Source organism: Reyranella humidisoli (assembly GCF_019039055.1).
Taxonomy (GTDB): domain Bacteria; phylum Pseudomonadota; class Alphaproteobacteria; order Reyranellales; family Reyranellaceae; genus Reyranella; species Reyranella humidisoli.
The window spans coordinates 3,107,916-3,122,594 of record NZ_JAHOPB010000001.1 but is presented as its reverse complement, the minus strand read 5'-3'; the positions used below and the strand labels follow the sequence as shown (position 1 = coordinate 3,122,594).

The window sequence follows — 14,679 nt, the reverse complement described above, 5'->3', positions numbered from 1 at the left end:
AACAGACGCTTTCCCAAGTCGACAGGAAAAAGCAGCCGCTCCCTATTGCGCCGGTTGCATGGCTGGTGCGGGGGGACTCGCCGGGGCGGCCGCCTCGAACACCGGTTCGGCGTGCCGCATCTGCTCCAGCGCGTTGACCATGGACACGTACACCGCGGCGGCGAAAGGCAGCGACTGCACGATCATGAATACCGCCCACAGCCGCGCCTCGGGGTCGATGACACCGTTGCCGAACCACAGAACCGCCGCCGCGATCCACAGGAGCACGGCCAGGATCGCCTCGCCGCGCGCCATGCCCAGCGCCATGCCGAGCGTCGCCCGCTCGTCCATCTTCGGCGTGCGCATGAACGGCAGGCGGCTGGTCGCCAGGCCGTAGATCACCGCCCGGCCCACGGTATAGGTGAGCGCAAGGCCAGCCAGCGAGGCGCCGATGCTCTGGCGGAAGGTGCAGCGCACGCGATCGAAATAGAGGCCGAACGAGTAGAGCAGCTTGAAGACGAAGATGCCGATGGTCGGCGCGATGAACTCGGCCGGGGGCAGCCCAACCGGCTTCATGCCGAACAGCGGCGGCAGGACGACGGCCGCCACCCAGGCGAGCCCCGCCCAGGTGAAGATCAGGTTCAGCGCATCGGCGAACCAGGGCAGCCAGCCGGCCACGAAATGGTACTTCTGCCAGAAGGTCAGCTTGGTATCGCCGAAGAACATCTTGCCGGCATGCGCCTTCATGATCTGCATGGCGCCGTAGGCCCAGCGGAAGCGCTGCTTCTTGTAGCCGGAGAAATGGTCAGGGGTCAGGCCATGACCGAACCGCTCGCGGCTGTACATGGCACCGTAGCCATTCTCCATCAGGCGCAGGCCGAGTTCGGTATCCTCGGTGATGCACCAGGTCGCCCAGCCGCCCATCTCCTCCATGCAGGAGCGGCGCACCAGCGTCATCGTGCCGTGCTGGATGATGGCGTCGTATTCGTTGCGCAGGCACATGCCGATATCGAAGAAGCCGGCATACTCCCAGTTCAGCATTTCCTTGAACCGGTCGCCGCGCCAGTCGCGATGGTCCTGCGGCGCCTGCACGTAGCTGATCTTGGCATCGTCGAAATACGGCACCAGCGCCTTCAGCCAGTCCGGACGCACCATGTAGTCGCTGTCGATGACGCCGATCACCTTGGCGTCGGGCGCAGTCTGGCTCAGCACGAAATTGAGCGCACCGGCCTTGAAACCCTTCATGACGTCGAAGTGGAAGAACTTGAAGCGCTCGCCGAGCTGGGCGCAGTAATCCTGCACCGGGCGCCACACCGCGGGATCCTTGGTGTTGTTGTCGATGACGATGACTTCGAAATTGGGGTAGTCGAGCCCGGCCAGCGAATCGAGGGTCTGCATGACCATCGACGGCGGTTCGTTGCAGATCGCCAGATGCAGCGACACCTTGGGCCAGTCGCGGTCGGCCGGCTGGCGCGCGATCATCTCGGCGGCGGGCAGCGCTTCGCGCATCCAGCGGCCGCGCCAGATCGTCTCCGCCATCTCGAGCGCCTGCACGAGGGCCATGCCAAGGCTCGACACCAGGAAAAAGGCCAGCACACCCCAGCCGATTTTCTCGGAGGTGAGCATGTAGGTGCCGGCCGCCACCGAGGCGCCATAGGCCACGGCGCTAGCCGACAGGGCCACCAGGGCACAGAAGCCCACCTGCCCCGCCATGCCCAGGCGCGGCCAGCGCCACAGGAAGAGCAGCATCAGCGGCAGCGCCGCCGCCAGCGACCAGGCCGCGCAGGAGAGCCACTGCGGAAAGGTCTCGATCGAGCCGGTCCAGGCGAACTTCTGCTGCCGGTCGGCGTTCCACAGGCCCCAGTAGCCGCCCGCCTTGCCTTCCAGATCGTAGGACTTCCAGGGCTGGTCGACGGCTTCGACGACGAAGGTGTCGATGTTCTGGGAGCGCAGCCACGCCACCATGTCACGCACGTTCCTGGCCTGCTCGGCCGGCGTGGCGTACTTCACGAGTCCGGACCCCGGGCTGCGCCGCGCCGCACCGTTGGAGGGCCAGCCCACCTCGGTCACGATGATGTTCTTGTTCGGGTACTGCTTGCGCAGCAGGGCGATCTTCTCCTTCACGTACTCGAGCGGCGTCGAACTCGACTTCTCGTCCCAGTACGGGAGGATGTGGACCGCGAGGTAGTCGACCTCGCGCGCGAGCTCCGGATAGTTGATCCAGACATGCCACGGCTCGGCGGTGCTGACCGGCACCTTGACGTTGCGCTTGACGTTGCGGATCTCGCGGATGAGCTGGGCCGGGCTCGTCGCATTGGGATCGCGGACGTCCTTCTCGCCATCCCAGCGCAGGATGTTCTCGTTGCCGACCAGGATGCGTTCGATGCTCGGATTCTGGTTGGCCATGCGGATCAGCGCGCCGGTTTCCTCGGCATTGACCTCGCTCGACTCTCGGCCGAACTGCAGCTTGGCCTCGTTGGGGCTGTAGATCCAGGCGCCGGGCACCAGCTTGAGACCGTACTTCGCCGCCAGCGCCGGCATCGAATCGCCGCCGTCGGTCGTGCGATAGGTGCGGACGTATTTGACCTTGCCGCCGAGCATCGCGAAGTCACGCTCGATCTGGTCCTTGCGTGGCTTGATCTGCGGTGTGGGCGCTTCGTTGACGGCGCTCCGCAGGAAACTCCACAGGCCGCTCGCCTTGCCTTCCAGCGGATCCTGGTCCTTGGCCCAGGGCGCGTAGGTGACGCCGTGCAAGGGACCTTCCAGATCGGCCGCAGTGACGCGGCTGTCGAGAAGGCGCCAGCCCACCAGAGTGGCTGCGACGACGATGAGAAGAACCAAGCCCCGACGCATCATGAAGAGACGATTGCTCCGGCAATCCGCCGGTGGTGAATGCTCGCTTCGGGATCGCGGTCGCAAGTCTCCTGCGGACGACAATCGTCGACGCAAGGACCGTGCCGGATCGACTCTAACCGACGAGCCGACTACCACGCAGTGCGGCGGACCTCTTCGAGGTTTCCTTGCGCCCGATTTCCTCGCCGGAGACCCTTCTCCGTCGGTGAGGCGACAGGCGGCTCTATACCCTGCGGCTCCGGGTACGGTAAAGAGACCGTGCACGATGATGGCCTAAATGCCCAATTCTCTTCTGGCCTTGACGCGCGTCCTTCGCCAAAACGCCACAAACGATGACCGAACAGGATCAAGCTGCGGCGCCCCGGGGAATTCCCCCCTCTCTCGTCGCAACGTACCGCCCGGCTGACCGTTACGGCTTCCTTGTGCGCGAGGGCGCACCGCTGCGGTATGCCTTTTGGAATGCCCTGGCGACGCCCCGCGGCACCGTGGTCGTCCTGACCGGACGCGGTGAGTTCATCGAAAAGTACGCCACCGAGGTGGTCGGCGAGCTTCTGGAACGCGGATTTGCCGTCGCTGCCCTGGACTGGCGAGGACAGGGGCTTTCCCATCGTCCGCTGGCCGATCCTGGCAAGGGTCACATCGACCATTTCTCGACCTACATGGCCGACCTTCGGCTGTTCCTCGACACAATCGTTACACCGGACGCCCCGCGCCCGGTGATGGCGCTCTGCCATTCGATGGGCGGCCACATCGCAATGCGGGAGATTGCCGAGAACGGAACCGGCCCCTTCTCGGCCGCCCTGTTCGTCTCGCCGATGACGGCGCTGCGCCGCGAGGCGATGCTGCGCTCGGTCCTGATGATCATGCCCGAGGTCCCCTCGGTCGAGGAACGCTACCTGTTCGGCACGGGCCCCTTCGTCCTGCTGGCCCGCGAGTTCGCCTCAAACTTCGTCACCCATGACGAGCGGCGCTACCGGTTCACCGAGGACTGGTTCGCGTCCGATCCCCGCCTGTCGCTGGGCGGTCCGACCCTGGGCTGGTCCCGGCAGGCCGTCCGTTCGATGACCGCCGCCCAGGCGCCGGGCTATCTCGAGCGCATCGACATCCCCGTCCTGCTCATCACGGCCGGCGAGGACCGACTGATCGACCCGCGCAGCCACGGCCCGCTGGTCACACGGCTGAAGCACGGCGAGCATTTCACCATAGGCCACGCCCGCCACGAGATCATGATGGAGACCGACGAGATTCGGGCCCTGTTCTGGGAAGCCTTCGACCGTCTGGCGAAAGGCGTGTTGAGCTGATGGCGTTGACCGAGGGACAGATCCTGATGATCGCCGTGGCGTTCATCGTCGCGGGCATCGCCAAGGGCGCGATCGGCATCGGCCTGCCACCCATCGCCGTTGGCCTGATGACGCTGGCCGTCCCGCTCGAAGACTCGCTCGCCATCATGACCATCCCGACGCTGACCACCAATGTCTGGCAGGCGATCTACGGTCGCGGGCTCCTGCGCCTGTTCCGTCGCTTCTGGACGCTGGCGCTGACCGCGACGATCACGTTGCTGATCGTGGCCGCGACATTGCACCAGCTCGGCTCGCCCAAGGCCACGGCCTGGCTCGGCGTCATGCTGGTCGTCTATTCGACGATCGCCCTTCTCGCCTGGCGGCCCCGCGTGTCGCGCGAGGCCGAGCGCTGGATGAACCCCGTCATGGGCGCCGCCAGCGGCTTCGTGGCCGGCATCACCGGCATCGCGGCGGTCCCGTTCCTGCCTTACATGCAGTCGCTCGAGATCAACAAGGATGACCTCGTCCAGGCGTTGGGCATCCTGTTTATCTTTCTGATCGGCGCGCTCGGCATCGCGCTGCTGCGCCAGGGAGCCTTCGACGCCACCAACGTGATCGGCGGCATGGCCGCGATCGTGCCGACCTCGATCGGCGTCTGGCTTGGCCAGAAGTCGCGCAATGCGCTGTCTCCGGAGATGTTCCGCCGCGTCTTCCTGATCGGCCTGCTCGGCATCGGGCTGCACATGGCGCGTGGCTTGTTGTAGGGTTCCGCCATGGCACTCCCCCTCTTCAAGGTCACGATCTGCGGCATCCCCGAGCTGCCGCAGCACTGCGCCGTCGGCGTCAGCCACGTCCTGTCGATCATCGACACCCACGAGCCGCGACCGCCGGCGCTAGACACCTATCGCAGCATCGACCACGAGCTGATCCGGTTCGACGACGTCGTGGCCGAATATCCCGGCTTCGAGGCCTGCACTCCGGCACATATCGAACAGGTCCTGGCCTTCGGCGAACGGGTGCATGCGCGGCCCGACGGCCATGTCCTCGTCCACTGCCACGCCGGCATCTCGCGCTCGACCGCCGCGGCGGCCATCCTGATGACGCAGTTCGCGCCGGGAAACGAGGAAGAGGCCTTCCTGAAGCTGCTGGACCTGCGCAAGCATGGCTGGCCCAACACCCGCATGATCGAGTTCGCCGACACGCTGCTGAAGCGCGACGGCGCGATGCTGCGAGGCCTGGTCGCCTACCGCAAGGCGCTGCTCGACGTGAAGCCGCACCTCAAGGACGTCGTCCGCAACATCGGCCGCGGCCACGAGATTCCGACCTAGAAGTCGTCCTGAGCAGAGCGAAGGACCTCACATAGCGGCCCGCAGGCTCCCCTGCGGGCGTGACCTCCGCGCGCGCTCAGGATGACATAAATGAAGCCCTGCCCGTCAGCCTACCGTGCCTTCATCGGCAGGCTGGCGAGATGCATGCCGGCGTCGACGATCAGGAATTCGCCGGTGATGTTGCTGGCGCTGGTCAGGAAGAAGAGCGCCGCCTCGGCCATCTGTTCCGGCGTGCCGGCCTGGCGCAGCGGGGTGTTCTGCTCTTGGCCCATCTTCATCTTGTTGTAGTTTTCCTCGCCCATGCCGCCCAGCAGCCAGCGCGTCTGGATGAAGCCCGGGCACACCGTGTTGACGCGCACCGCCGGCGACAGCCAGCGCGCGAGGGTCAGCGTCAGCGTGTTCAGCGCGCCCTTGGAGCAGGCATAGGGGATCGAGCTGCCGACGCCCATGACCCCGGCGATCGAGGAGATGTTCACGATCGACCCGCGCTCCTGCTTCTCCTCCCATTGCTTCTTCATGGTCGGATAGACGGCACGGCTCATCATGTAGGGGCCGGTGACGTTGACGCGCGTGATGCGATCGAAATCCTCCGGCGTGACCCCGTCGAGGTCGCCCTGGTTCTGGAACTTGGTGGTGCCGGCATTGTTGATCAGGCCGTCGATGCGGCCCCACTTCGCCATCGTCTCGGCCGCGAGCCTGCGGCAGTCCGCATCCTGGCCCATGTCGGCCTGCACGAGGATCGCCTCGACGCCCTTCGCCTTAGCTGCCTCGTAGGTCTCGTCCGCCTCTTTCTTGCTCTTGGTGTAGTTGATCGCGACGTTCCACCCGCGCTCCGCCAGGTCGAGGGCACACGAGGCGCCCAGTCCCGTCGCCGAGCCCGTCACGATCGCCACCTTGTTCGATTTCGCCATGTCGTTTCTCCCGATATCTGCGGCACCTTTCATAGGCTAGGATCGCCCTCCAAGGCAAAGAAACGGGTAGCGGGCGGGAACATGGCCGATCTGTTTTCGATGAAGAATCGCGTGGTGCTGCTCACCGGCGCCTCGCGCGGACTGGGCCGCGACATGGCGCTGGCCCTGGCGGGCGCTGGCGCCACAGTGCTGTGCGCGGGCCGCACGGTGAAAGAGCTGGAGGCGACGGCCCGCGCCATCGCCCGCAAGGGCGGCAAGGCGCATGTCGTCCCGCTGGACATCACCGACGAGGCGGACGTCGTGGCCAAGGTCCGCGGTATCATCGTCAAACATCGCCGCATCGACGTGCTGGTGAACAATGCCGGCATCATCCACCGCCAGGACATCGTCGACACCGCGACACCGGACTTCCGCAAGGTGATCGAGACCAACCTGATCTCGCAGTTCGTCGTGTCCCGCGAGGTCGGCCGCCACATGCTCACACGCAAGTACGGCAGGATCGTCAACATATCCTCTGTCCTGGGGGTCGTCGGCCGTTCATCGGTCGCGGGCTATGTCTCCGCCAAGCACGGGCTGATCGGGTTCACCAAGAACCTGGCCGCGGAACTCGGGCCCCACGTTACCGCGAACGCGATCGCGCCGGGCTACATCCGGACCGAGCTGAACGTGCCGCTGCAGCAGAACAAGGATTTCAACGCCATGCTCGAGAGTCGCACCGCCGTCGCGCGCTGGGGCAAGCAGGAGGACCTGCGCGGCGCGCTTCTCCTGCTGGCGTCGGATGCCGGCAGCTACATCACCGGCCACACGCTGGTGGTCGATGGCGGCCTCTCCCCGATCCTCGCCTGATCGAGCCCCGCCCATGACCGGCATTCCGCGTTGGGTGATGCTGCTGCTGGCGGCCGCTTTGGTGCTCTTCGGCATCGCGGCGTCGCTGGGATGGATCCGCGATCCGTCGCTGGCGAAGGCCGACTATGTCGGCACCATCGACGTCTCGTCCGATGACGCCAGGCTCTACCGCGCCGTGCCGTTCGAGTGGCAGGTGACGAGCGCGGCGGGCACCTTCAAGGGCAACGACACTGCCCATATCCGCATCGACCCGTCGGGGGAGCGGACCGTGATGTGCGGTTGGGTCCTGCTCGACAAGGCGGGTGCCTCGATCCGCGCCACGCGTTGGCTGAGCGAAGCGCGGCTTGCCGTGGGCGACATCAAGGTCACGGCGCTGTTCATCGCCCCAGTCGACAAGAAGCCGGGCGACGGCCTGAACGCCGGCTGTCTGCGACTCGACGAAGGCATCAAGCCGGCGGCCGATTCATCCCTGAAAATCGAAGGCAATCCGGTTCGCGAATAGGCACGTCCCGTTAACGAAAGAGTACCCATGCTTCCCAGACAAGGCGTAACGCCCGAACTCGCCCGCTTCATCGTCGACACCAAATGGGACGACCTGCCTGAGACGGCGCGACACGAAGCCAAGCGCGCGCTGATGAACTTCTTCGCCGTGGCAATCGCGGGTTGCCGCACGCAGCCGGTCGAACTGGCGCTGCGCACCCTGGGCGAATTCTCCGGCGGCCGGCAGGCGACCATCGTCGGCCGGCCCGAGCGCATCGATCCGCTATCGGCGGCGTTCCTGAACGCGGCAGGCGCCAACGTCTTCGACTATTGCGACACCCACCTGCCGACCGTGGTGCACCCGACCTCGCCCCTGGCGCCCGCCCTGCTGGCCCTGTCGGAAATCCGCAAGGTGACCGGCCCCGAACTGTTGCTGGCTTTCGCGCTGGGCTTCGAAATCGAATGTCGCGTCGGCGGCGCGATCTCGCCGGGCCACTACCCCAAGGGCTGGCACATCACCTCGACCTGCGGCGTCTTTGGCGCCGCGGCGGGTGCCGCCAAGCTGCTTGGCCTCGATTCCGAGCGCACTGTCTGGGCGCTGGGCAGCGCCTCGACGCAGTCGGCGGGTCTTTGCGAATGCCTCGGCTGGCCGGCCAAGAGCGTCAGCGTCGGAAATGCCGCGCGCAACGGCCTGTTCTCCGCCCTGCTGGCCGAGAAGGGCTTTGCCGGCCCGCCCGAGCCCATCGCCGGCGCCCAGGGCTTCCTCGCCGCCATGGGCGAGCCGCCGAACTGGGCGGCCCTGCTCGACGGTCTCGGCAAGGACTGGCAGGTCACCAACAACTCGATCAAGCCCTATGCCGCGGGTTTCGTGATCCATCCCCTGCTCGACCTCGCCCTCGACTGGAAGCGCGACCATCCGGACGTTGCGATCGAGCGCATTGCCGTGCGCGGCAATCCCCTGCTCCTGCAGCGCACCGACCGTGCCGACATCGCGACGGGCCGCGAGGCGCAGGTGAGCCTGCAGCATTGCGTGGCAGCGGCCCTCGTGCTCGGCAAGGCGGGCCTCGACCAGTTGACCGATGCCTGCGTCGGCGATCCCGCCATCAAGGCGCTCCGCGCGAAGTTCGAGTGTTCGAGCGACGACCGGATTTCGACCATCGCCGCCGAGATGGACATCTGGACGGTCGACGGCAGGAAGCACGCGCTATCGACCCAGGCCGCGCGCGGCAGTTCCTCGAACCCGCTGAAGGATGCGGAGATCGAGGCCAAGTTGCGCGACGAGGCGAAGCGCTGGGAGCCGGACCATGACATCCAGCCGCTGATCGACGCCGTGTGGGCGCTCGACCGCAGCGAGGATGTGTCGAACCTGCTGTCGCTGGCGGTGCCTACTCGACGGTGACGTTGGCGGCCGCCGCGACCGCCTTCCAGGTCGCGATGTCCTTCTGGATGAAGGCCGCGAAGGCTTCCGGCGAGTTGCCCACGGTCTGCATGGCCTGGTTGACCAGCAACGCCTTCGTTGCCGGGTCAGCCAGGGCCTTCACGATCTCGGCGTTGAGCTTCTTCACGACCGCGGGCGGTGTCTTGGCCGGTGCGAGGATGCCGTGCCAGGCCAGCGCCTCAAAACCCGGATAGCCACTCTCGGCGACGGTCGGCACCTCAGGCGCGACCGGCGACCGTTCGAGGCTGGTGACGGCCAGCGCGCGCAGCTTGCCCGACTTGATGTGCGGCAGGACGCTGATCGGGTCTCCGAACACGACGTTCAACGTGCCAGCCACGAGATCGCCCACTGCCAGCGCCGTGCCGCGATAGGGCACGTGCGTCATCTTCAGGCCGGCCTTGCTCGCGAACAACTCGGCGACGAGATGGTTGGCGGCGCCGACGCCGGTCGAGCCGTAGTTCATCGTACCGGGCTTGCTCTTGGCCAGCGCCACGAACTCCTGGAGGGTCTTGGCGGGCGACTCGGAATTGACGACGAGGACATAGGGGTAGGCCGTCGTCATCGTGACCGGCGCGAAGTCCTTCACCGGATCGTAGGGCAGCGACTTGTAGACGGCCGGATTGATCGAGATCGGGCCGGACTGGCCGAGCAGCAGCGTGTAGCCGTCAGGCTCGGCCTTGGCGACGAGATCGGTGCCGACGATCGAGCCGGCGCCCCCCTTGTTCTCGATCACGATCGCCTGCCCGATATTCTCCGAAACCTTCTTCGCGACAATGCGCGCCACCGAATCGGCGCCGCCGCCCGGTGCATAGGGGACGACCAGCTTGATCGGTTTGGTGGGATAGTCCTGCGCAAACACCGGCGCCGCGACCGCAGCCAGTACCAGCGCGCAGGCGGCGCGCCGCATCATCGTCTTCATTCTTTCCTCCCTCAGGGAATTCCGTTGCGCCCATGTTTGAGGAAACCCGGCCGCGACGCCAGCCTTTCGTAGTAGGCGTCGACATGAGGCAGCGACGGCCTGTCCATCGGCGTCACCATCCAGCGATTAATCGAAAGCCCGATGGGAATGTCGGCGAGGCTGAACGCGGCACCGGCGATGTAGCCGCCCGTCGCCTGAAGTTGCGCATCGACGATGGCCGCCATGCGGTTCCAATCGCGGCGCGAGGTCTCGATCTGCACCGCATCACGGAAGGCCGGATTGCGGCGCACGATGGCGGAGAAGGCATAGCGCCAGGCCGTGTTGAACTCGGTCGCCTGCCAGTCGATCCAGCGCTCAACCTCGGCGCGCCGGCGCGGCTCGTCGGGCAGCAGCGCCCGCGCGGCCCATTTGTGGGCGAGGTAGCGCAGGATCGTGTTGCTCTCGCACAGCACGAAATCGCGGTCGACGATGACCGGCACCAGCCCGTTGGGATTCTGCGAAAGCTCCGGCCCATCGTCGACGCGCGCGTAGGCGATGCCGATCTCGTCGCAAGCCCACAGGACCTTTCGCACGTTGATCGAGCTGGCCTTGCCGATGATCCTCATCGTCGTTCCAGCCTGCGCACGATCGCGTCCACGATCCGCGCAGGTTCGGGGCCGATGTCGACAACGATCGGTCGCTCTTCCTCAGCAGGCTCCTGCAGCGTCGCAAACTGGCTGTCGAGCAGGCCGACCGGCATGAAGTGCGACGTGCGCGCGGTGAGACGGCCGTGGATCAGTGCCTGCGTACCCTTCAGGTAGACCAGCGCCACGTTGCGTCGGTCGCCCACGATGACGTCGCGATAGATCCGCTTCAGCGAGGAGCAGGTGACGACCCCCGCCTCGCCCCGCTCCCGCCAGCCGTCGATGTGGTGGGCGATCGCCTGCAGCCAGGGTAGCCGGTCGGTGTCGGTGAGCGGCGTGCCGCTGCGCATCTTCTCGACATTCTCTCGCGGGTGAAGATCGTCCCCGTCCTGGAACGCGCAACCGAGCCGTTCGGCCAGCAGGCTGGCGACGGTGGTCTTGCCCGATCCCGAGACGCCCATCACGACGACGATGGTCTTCATTGCGGCCAAGTCTATCATGGACCCGGGATCAGGAAACGAACGGGAGAGACGGATGCAACTCGGCATGATCGGTCTGGGACGGATGGGCGCCAACCTCGTGCGCCGGCTGGTGCGGCAGGGCCACGACTGCGTCGTGTTCGACCAGAATCCCGAGACGGTCGCGGGCCTCGTCGGGCAGAATATCGCTGGCGCAGCCGATCTCGCAGACCTGGTCGACAAGCTCAGCCAACCGCGTAACGTGTGGGTGATGCTGCCGGCGGGCGAGATCACGGAGCAGACCGTGACCGAACTCGGCCGGCTGCTTGCGCCTGGCGACACGATCGTCGACGGCGGCAACGCCTTCTTCCAGGACGATGTGCGGCGCGCCCGCGAGATGAAGGAAAAGGGCATCCACTATCTCGACTGCGGCACCAGCGGCGGCGTCTGGGGGCTGGAGCGCGGCTATTGCCTGATGATCGGCGGCGACAAGGAAGCCGTGGAACGCCTCGATCCGATCTTCGCCGCCCTCAGCCCCGGTGAGGGGACGATCCCGAAGACGCCGCGGCGCGAGACGCGCGATCCCCGTGTCGAGCGCGGCTACCTCCATTGCGGTCCGAGCGGCGCCGGCCACTTCGTGAAGATGGTGCACAACGGAATCGAGTATGGGCTGATGCAGGCCTATGCCGAGGGCTTCGAGATCCTGCGCAAGGTCTCGTCCGAGGCGGTGCCCGCGGAACGGCGCTACGACCTCGACCTGGCCGACATCGCCGAGGTCTGGCGGCGCGGCAGCGTCGTCAGCTCGTGGCTGCTCGACCTCACCTCGTCGGCGCTGGCCGAGGACCCGGCCCTCTCGAAATATTCCGGCTTCGTCGATGATTCCGGCGAGGGGCGCTGGACCATCAACGCCGCTATTGAGGAAGCCGTGCCGGCCGACGTCCTCTCGGCCGCCCTCTACGCCCGCTTCCGCTCGCGCGACCGCGAGGGCACCGCCAACAAGCTCCTGTCCGCCATGCGCCACGCCTTCGGCGGGCACGTCGAGCCGAAGAAGTGAACTACAGGAACGACAGGCCCCCGCTCAGCGCCACGGTCTGGCCCGTCATGTAGGCGTTGCCGATCACCATCAGGACCGTCTGCGCGCACTCCTCCGACGTGCCGAAGCGGCCGAGCGGGATGCGGTCCGGCGACGAAGCAAGGCCGCCGCGCACCATGTCCGTCTCGATCAGCGACGGCGCCACGGCGTTGACGGTGACCCCGTCCTTCACGACACGCGCGGCGTAGCCCCGCGTCAGGCCTTCCATGCCGGCCTTGGAGGCGTTGTAGTGCGGGCCGATGCCGCCCGCGCCGCGCGCTGCGCCTGAAGAGACATTGACGATACGACCCCACTTGCGGGCCCGCATGCCCGGCAGCACCGCCTTGGTGCAGAGGAACGCCGACTTCAGGTTGACCGCGATGGTACGGTCGAAGTCTTCCTCGGTGAGATCGTCGATGCTGCTCATGATCGCGAGCCCGGCATTGTTCACCAGCACATCGACCGGCCCCAACGCGCGCTCCACCGCCACGATCATGGTCGTGACGGCGGCGCTGTCCGACACGTCGGCGGCGACGGATATTGCCTTGCCGCCCGCCTTCTTGATGGCAGCGACCACGTCCTCCGCATCGGCCGCCCGCTCCCGATAGTTCACGGCGACCGCAGCGCCTTGCTGGGCGAGCGACAGGGCGACGGCGCGACCGATGCCGCGCGAGGCGCCGGTCACCAGCGCGACCTTGCCGGAAAGAGAAGCCATGTCAGATCTCGTCGACGCCGAAGGCCTGGCGCATCGCCTTCACGCCTTCCTGGTGCGGCGTCCACAAGCGACCGCCGACCATGCCGCCATCGACGACCAGATCGTGGCCGTTGATGAAGGTCGAATCGTCAGACGCCAGGAAGATGGCCGCCTTCGCGATATCATCGACGATGCCCGCACGCGGAATCGGCTGGGCCTTTGCCATGCTGGCCTTCATCGACTCGGCATAGGAATCGGCCTTGTCCGGCGGCAGGCCCAGCGCCTTGGCGAAGATGCCGGTGGCGATGCCGCCGGGCGAGATCGAGTTCACGCGCACGTTCTTTTCGCCGAGCTGCATGGCGGTGCAGACCGTCAGATGGTTCACCGCCGCCTTCGCCGCCCCGTAGATCATCGACGTCGAGTAGCCCGCCCGGCGCGCCGCGACGCTGCCATTGTTGATGATGCTGCCCGAGCCCTGCGCCATCATCAGCGGGGCGGCATGCTTCATGCCCAGCATCACCGAGCGCACCAGGGTCGCCATCGCCGCGTCGAAGCCCTCGACTGGCACCGTCTCGATGCCACCGACCGGCGCCGGCCCACCGGCATTGTTGAACAGACAGTCGACCCGGCCCCACTTCGACAGGCAGACGTCGAACATCCGCTTCACGTCTTCCTCGCTCGTCGCGTCGGCCGTCACGAAAAGGCAATTGTCCCTGCCCAGCGCGGCCTCGAGCGTACGGCCCAGCTCCTCGCGCCGCCCGGTGGCCACCACCTTCGCGCCCTCCGCGACGAACAGTTCGACCGTGCGCCGTCCGATGCCACTGGTCGCCCCCGTCACGATGGTGATCTTGCCGTCGAGCTTGCCCATGCTTCTCTCCCCTTTGCCGGACGGGAATGATACACCACCGCCAACCAGGAGAAGCATATGACGGTGTTGGGTATTCTGGGGGGCAGCGGCCTCTATGACATGGCCGGCCTCAAGAGCGCGGAGTGGCGCAAGGTTGCCTCGCCGTTCGGCGAGACCTCCGACGAGTTTCTGTTCGGCGTGCTGGACGGGCTCGACGTCATCTTCGTCCCGCGCCACGGCCGCGGCCACCGCCATTCGCCGAGCTCGATCAACTACCGCGCCAACATCGACGCGCTGAAGCGCAGCGGCGTCACCGACATCCTGTCGCTGTCGGCCTGCGGTTCCCTGCGCGAGGATCTGCCGCCGGGCCATTTCGTCGTCGTCGACCAGTTCATCGACCGCACCTTCGCCCGCGAGAAGAGCTTCTTCGGCGATGGGCTCGTGGCGCACGTCTCGATGGCGCAGCCGACCTGCAATCGCCTCGCCGAAGTCGTCTACGACTGCGGCCAGAAGGCCGGCTTCCCGATCAAGATGGGCGGCACCTATCTCGCGATGGAAGGCCCGCAATTCTCCAGCCTGGCCGAGTCGCGCCTCTACCGCAGCTGGGGCTGCGACGTGATCGGCATGACCAACATGCCGGAGGCGAAGCTCTCGCGCGAAGCAGAGATATGCTACGTGACCGTCGCCATGGTCACGGACTTCGACTGCTGGCATCCCGACCACGACCATGTGCAGGTCGCAGACATCGTCCGCGTGCTGCTCGAAAATGCCGAGAAGGCCAAGTCGCTGGTCGCCATGATAGCGCCGCGCCTGAAGGCGTCGCGTCCCGCCCCCTGCCCGGCCGGCTGCGATCACGCGCTCGAACATGCCCTCATCACCTCGCCGACCGCGCGATCGGCGGAGATGGTGGCCAAGCTCGATGCCGTCGCCGGCCGCGTGTTGAAGAAGTAG

The 14,679-nt window shown here is 66.5% G+C and carries 15 protein-coding genes; 8 read left to right on the top strand and 7 right to left on the bottom strand.

Going from position 1 to position 14,679, the window contains the following annotated elements; genetic code table 11:
- Nucleotides 1-42: 42 nt before the first annotated feature.
- Nucleotides 43-2,820 (bottom strand): glycosyltransferase, encoded by a 2,778-nt coding sequence (locus tag KQ910_RS15190; protein ID WP_216961846.1) that lies wholly within the window; start codon nt 2,818-2,820, stop codon nt 43-45.
- 344 nt (nt 2,821-3,164) lie between these two features.
- On the opposite strand from KQ910_RS15190, the gene KQ910_RS15185 reads away from it, so the two are divergent.
- From KQ910_RS15185 to KQ910_RS15175, 3 genes are read left to right on the top strand one after another with little or no spacing between them, the layout of a single operon-like run.
- Nucleotides 3,165-4,133 (top strand): alpha/beta fold hydrolase, encoded by a 969-nt coding sequence (locus tag KQ910_RS15185; protein ID WP_255560199.1) that lies wholly within the window; start codon nt 3,165-3,167, stop codon nt 4,131-4,133.
- Complete coding sequence (locus KQ910_RS15180) at nt 4,133-4,876, top strand: sulfite exporter TauE/SafE family protein (RefSeq protein WP_216961826.1); 744 nt, start codon at nt 4,133-4,135, stop codon at nt 4,874-4,876. Before KQ910_RS15185 ends, KQ910_RS15180 begins: the two co-directional genes overlap by 1 nt.
- A gap of 9 nt (nt 4,877-4,885) precedes the next feature.
- Nucleotides 4,886-5,440 carry a tyrosine phosphatase family protein gene (locus tag KQ910_RS15175; protein ID WP_216961823.1) on the top strand — a complete coding sequence of 185 codons (555 nt, stop codon included), beginning with the start codon at nt 4,886-4,888 and terminating at the stop codon, nt 5,438-5,440.
- Nucleotides 5,441-5,550: 110 nt separating this feature from the next.
- On the opposite strand, the gene KQ910_RS15170 is transcribed toward KQ910_RS15175, so the two are convergent.
- Entirely contained in the window at nt 5,551-6,351 is an 801-nt protein-coding gene (locus tag KQ910_RS15170; protein WP_216961820.1) for an SDR family NAD(P)-dependent oxidoreductase, read from the bottom strand.
- A gap of 81 nt (nt 6,352-6,432) precedes the next feature.
- On the opposite strand from KQ910_RS15170, the gene KQ910_RS15165 reads away from it, so the two are divergent.
- Genes KQ910_RS15165 through KQ910_RS15155 form a run of 3 tightly spaced genes read left to right on the top strand, consistent with a single transcriptional unit; the run spans nt 6,433 to nt 9,076 of the window.
- Nucleotides 6,433-7,197, top strand: coding sequence for an SDR family NAD(P)-dependent oxidoreductase (locus tag KQ910_RS15165; protein ID WP_216961816.1), 765 nt, complete (start codon nt 6,433-6,435; stop codon nt 7,195-7,197).
- 13 nt (nt 7,198-7,210) lie between these two features.
- Nucleotides 7,211-7,699, top strand: coding sequence for a hypothetical protein (locus KQ910_RS15160; RefSeq protein WP_216961814.1), 489 nt, complete (start codon nt 7,211-7,213; stop codon nt 7,697-7,699).
- A gap of 27 nt (nt 7,700-7,726) precedes the next feature.
- On the top strand, nt 7,727-9,076 hold the full coding sequence (locus tag KQ910_RS15155) for an MmgE/PrpD family protein (RefSeq protein WP_216961811.1): 1,350 nt from the start codon (nt 7,727-7,729) through the stop codon (nt 9,074-9,076).
- Here the strand turns inward: KQ910_RS15155 and KQ910_RS15150 are convergent.
- Genes KQ910_RS15150 through KQ910_RS15140 form a run of 3 tightly spaced genes read right to left on the bottom strand, consistent with a single transcriptional unit; the run spans nt 9,063 to nt 11,139 of the window.
- Nucleotides 9,063-10,034 carry a Bug family tripartite tricarboxylate transporter substrate binding protein gene (locus tag KQ910_RS15150; protein WP_216961810.1) on the bottom strand — a complete coding sequence of 324 codons (972 nt, stop codon included), beginning with the start codon at nt 10,032-10,034 and terminating at the stop codon, nt 9,063-9,065. The two genes, KQ910_RS15155 and KQ910_RS15150, sit on opposite strands and share 14 nt — an antisense overlap.
- 11 nt (nt 10,035-10,045) lie before the next feature.
- On the bottom strand, nt 10,046-10,639 hold the full coding sequence (locus KQ910_RS15145) for a glutathione S-transferase family protein (RefSeq protein ID WP_216961808.1): 594 nt from the start codon (nt 10,637-10,639) through the stop codon (nt 10,046-10,048).
- Complete coding sequence (locus KQ910_RS15140) at nt 10,636-11,139, bottom strand: gluconokinase (RefSeq protein ID WP_229600412.1); 504 nt, start codon at nt 11,137-11,139, stop codon at nt 10,636-10,638. Before KQ910_RS15140 ends, KQ910_RS15145 begins: the two co-directional genes overlap by 4 nt.
- Before the next feature lie 52 nt (nt 11,140-11,191).
- On the opposite strand from KQ910_RS15140, the gene gnd reads away from it, so the two are divergent.
- The gene (gnd, locus tag KQ910_RS15135; protein WP_216961806.1) at nt 11,192-12,169 is read left to right on the top strand and encodes a phosphogluconate dehydrogenase (NAD(+)-dependent, decarboxylating); all 978 of its coding nucleotides are present in this window, start codon (nt 11,192-11,194) and stop codon (nt 12,167-12,169) included.
- 1 nt (nt 12,170) lies between these two features.
- Here gnd and KQ910_RS15130 read toward each other — a convergent pair whose 3' ends face one another.
- Nucleotides 12,171-12,902 (bottom strand): SDR family NAD(P)-dependent oxidoreductase, encoded by a 732-nt coding sequence (locus KQ910_RS15130; RefSeq protein WP_216961804.1) that lies wholly within the window; start codon nt 12,900-12,902, stop codon nt 12,171-12,173.
- Between the two features lies 1 nt (nt 12,903).
- Nucleotides 12,904-13,749 carry an SDR family NAD(P)-dependent oxidoreductase gene (locus tag KQ910_RS15125; protein WP_216961801.1) on the bottom strand — a complete coding sequence of 282 codons (846 nt, stop codon included), beginning with the start codon at nt 13,747-13,749 and terminating at the stop codon, nt 12,904-12,906.
- 57 nt (nt 13,750-13,806) lie between these two features.
- Between KQ910_RS15125 and KQ910_RS15120 the strand changes: the two genes are divergently transcribed.
- On the top strand, nt 13,807-14,679 hold the full coding sequence (locus KQ910_RS15120; RefSeq protein ID WP_216961797.1) for an S-methyl-5'-thioadenosine phosphorylase: 873 nt from the start codon (nt 13,807-13,809) through the stop codon (nt 14,677-14,679).

Bases quoted from the DNA above. Each gene is read 5' to 3' on its own strand.
- KQ910_RS15185 (WP_255560199.1), top strand. From the start codon at position 3,165: ATGACCGAACAGGATCAAGCTGCGGCGCCCCGGGGAATTCCCCCCTCT.
- KQ910_RS15180 (WP_216961826.1), top strand. From the start codon at position 4,133: ATGGCGTTGACCGAGGGACAGATCCTGATGATCGCCGTGGCGTTCATC.
- KQ910_RS15175 (WP_216961823.1), top strand. From the start codon at position 4,886: ATGGCACTCCCCCTCTTCAAGGTCACGATCTGCGGCATCCCCGAGCTG.
- KQ910_RS15170 (WP_216961820.1), bottom strand. From the start codon at position 6,351: ATGGCGAAATCGAACAAGGTGGCGATCGTGACGGGCTCGGCGACGGGA.
- KQ910_RS15165 (WP_216961816.1), top strand. From the start codon at position 6,433: ATGGCCGATCTGTTTTCGATGAAGAATCGCGTGGTGCTGCTCACCGGC.
- KQ910_RS15160 (WP_216961814.1), top strand. From the start codon at position 7,211: ATGACCGGCATTCCGCGTTGGGTGATGCTGCTGCTGGCGGCCGCTTTG.
- KQ910_RS15155 (WP_216961811.1), top strand. From the start codon at position 7,727: ATGCTTCCCAGACAAGGCGTAACGCCCGAACTCGCCCGCTTCATCGTC.
- KQ910_RS15150 (WP_216961810.1), bottom strand. From the start codon at position 10,034: ATGAAGACGATGATGCGGCGCGCCGCCTGCGCGCTGGTACTGGCTGCG.
- KQ910_RS15145 (WP_216961808.1), bottom strand. From the start codon at position 10,639: ATGAGGATCATCGGCAAGGCCAGCTCGATCAACGTGCGAAAGGTCCTG.
- KQ910_RS15140 (WP_229600412.1), bottom strand. From the start codon at position 11,139: ATGAAGACCATCGTCGTCGTGATGGGCGTCTCGGGATCGGGCAAGACC.
- gnd (WP_216961806.1), top strand. From the start codon at position 11,192: ATGCAACTCGGCATGATCGGTCTGGGACGGATGGGCGCCAACCTCGTG.
- KQ910_RS15130 (WP_216961804.1), bottom strand. From the start codon at position 12,902: ATGGCTTCTCTTTCCGGCAAGGTCGCGCTGGTGACCGGCGCCTCGCGC.
- KQ910_RS15125 (WP_216961801.1), bottom strand. From the start codon at position 13,749: ATGGGCAAGCTCGACGGCAAGATCACCATCGTGACGGGGGCGACCAGT.
- KQ910_RS15120 (WP_216961797.1), top strand. From the start codon at position 13,807: ATGACGGTGTTGGGTATTCTGGGGGGCAGCGGCCTCTATGACATGGCC.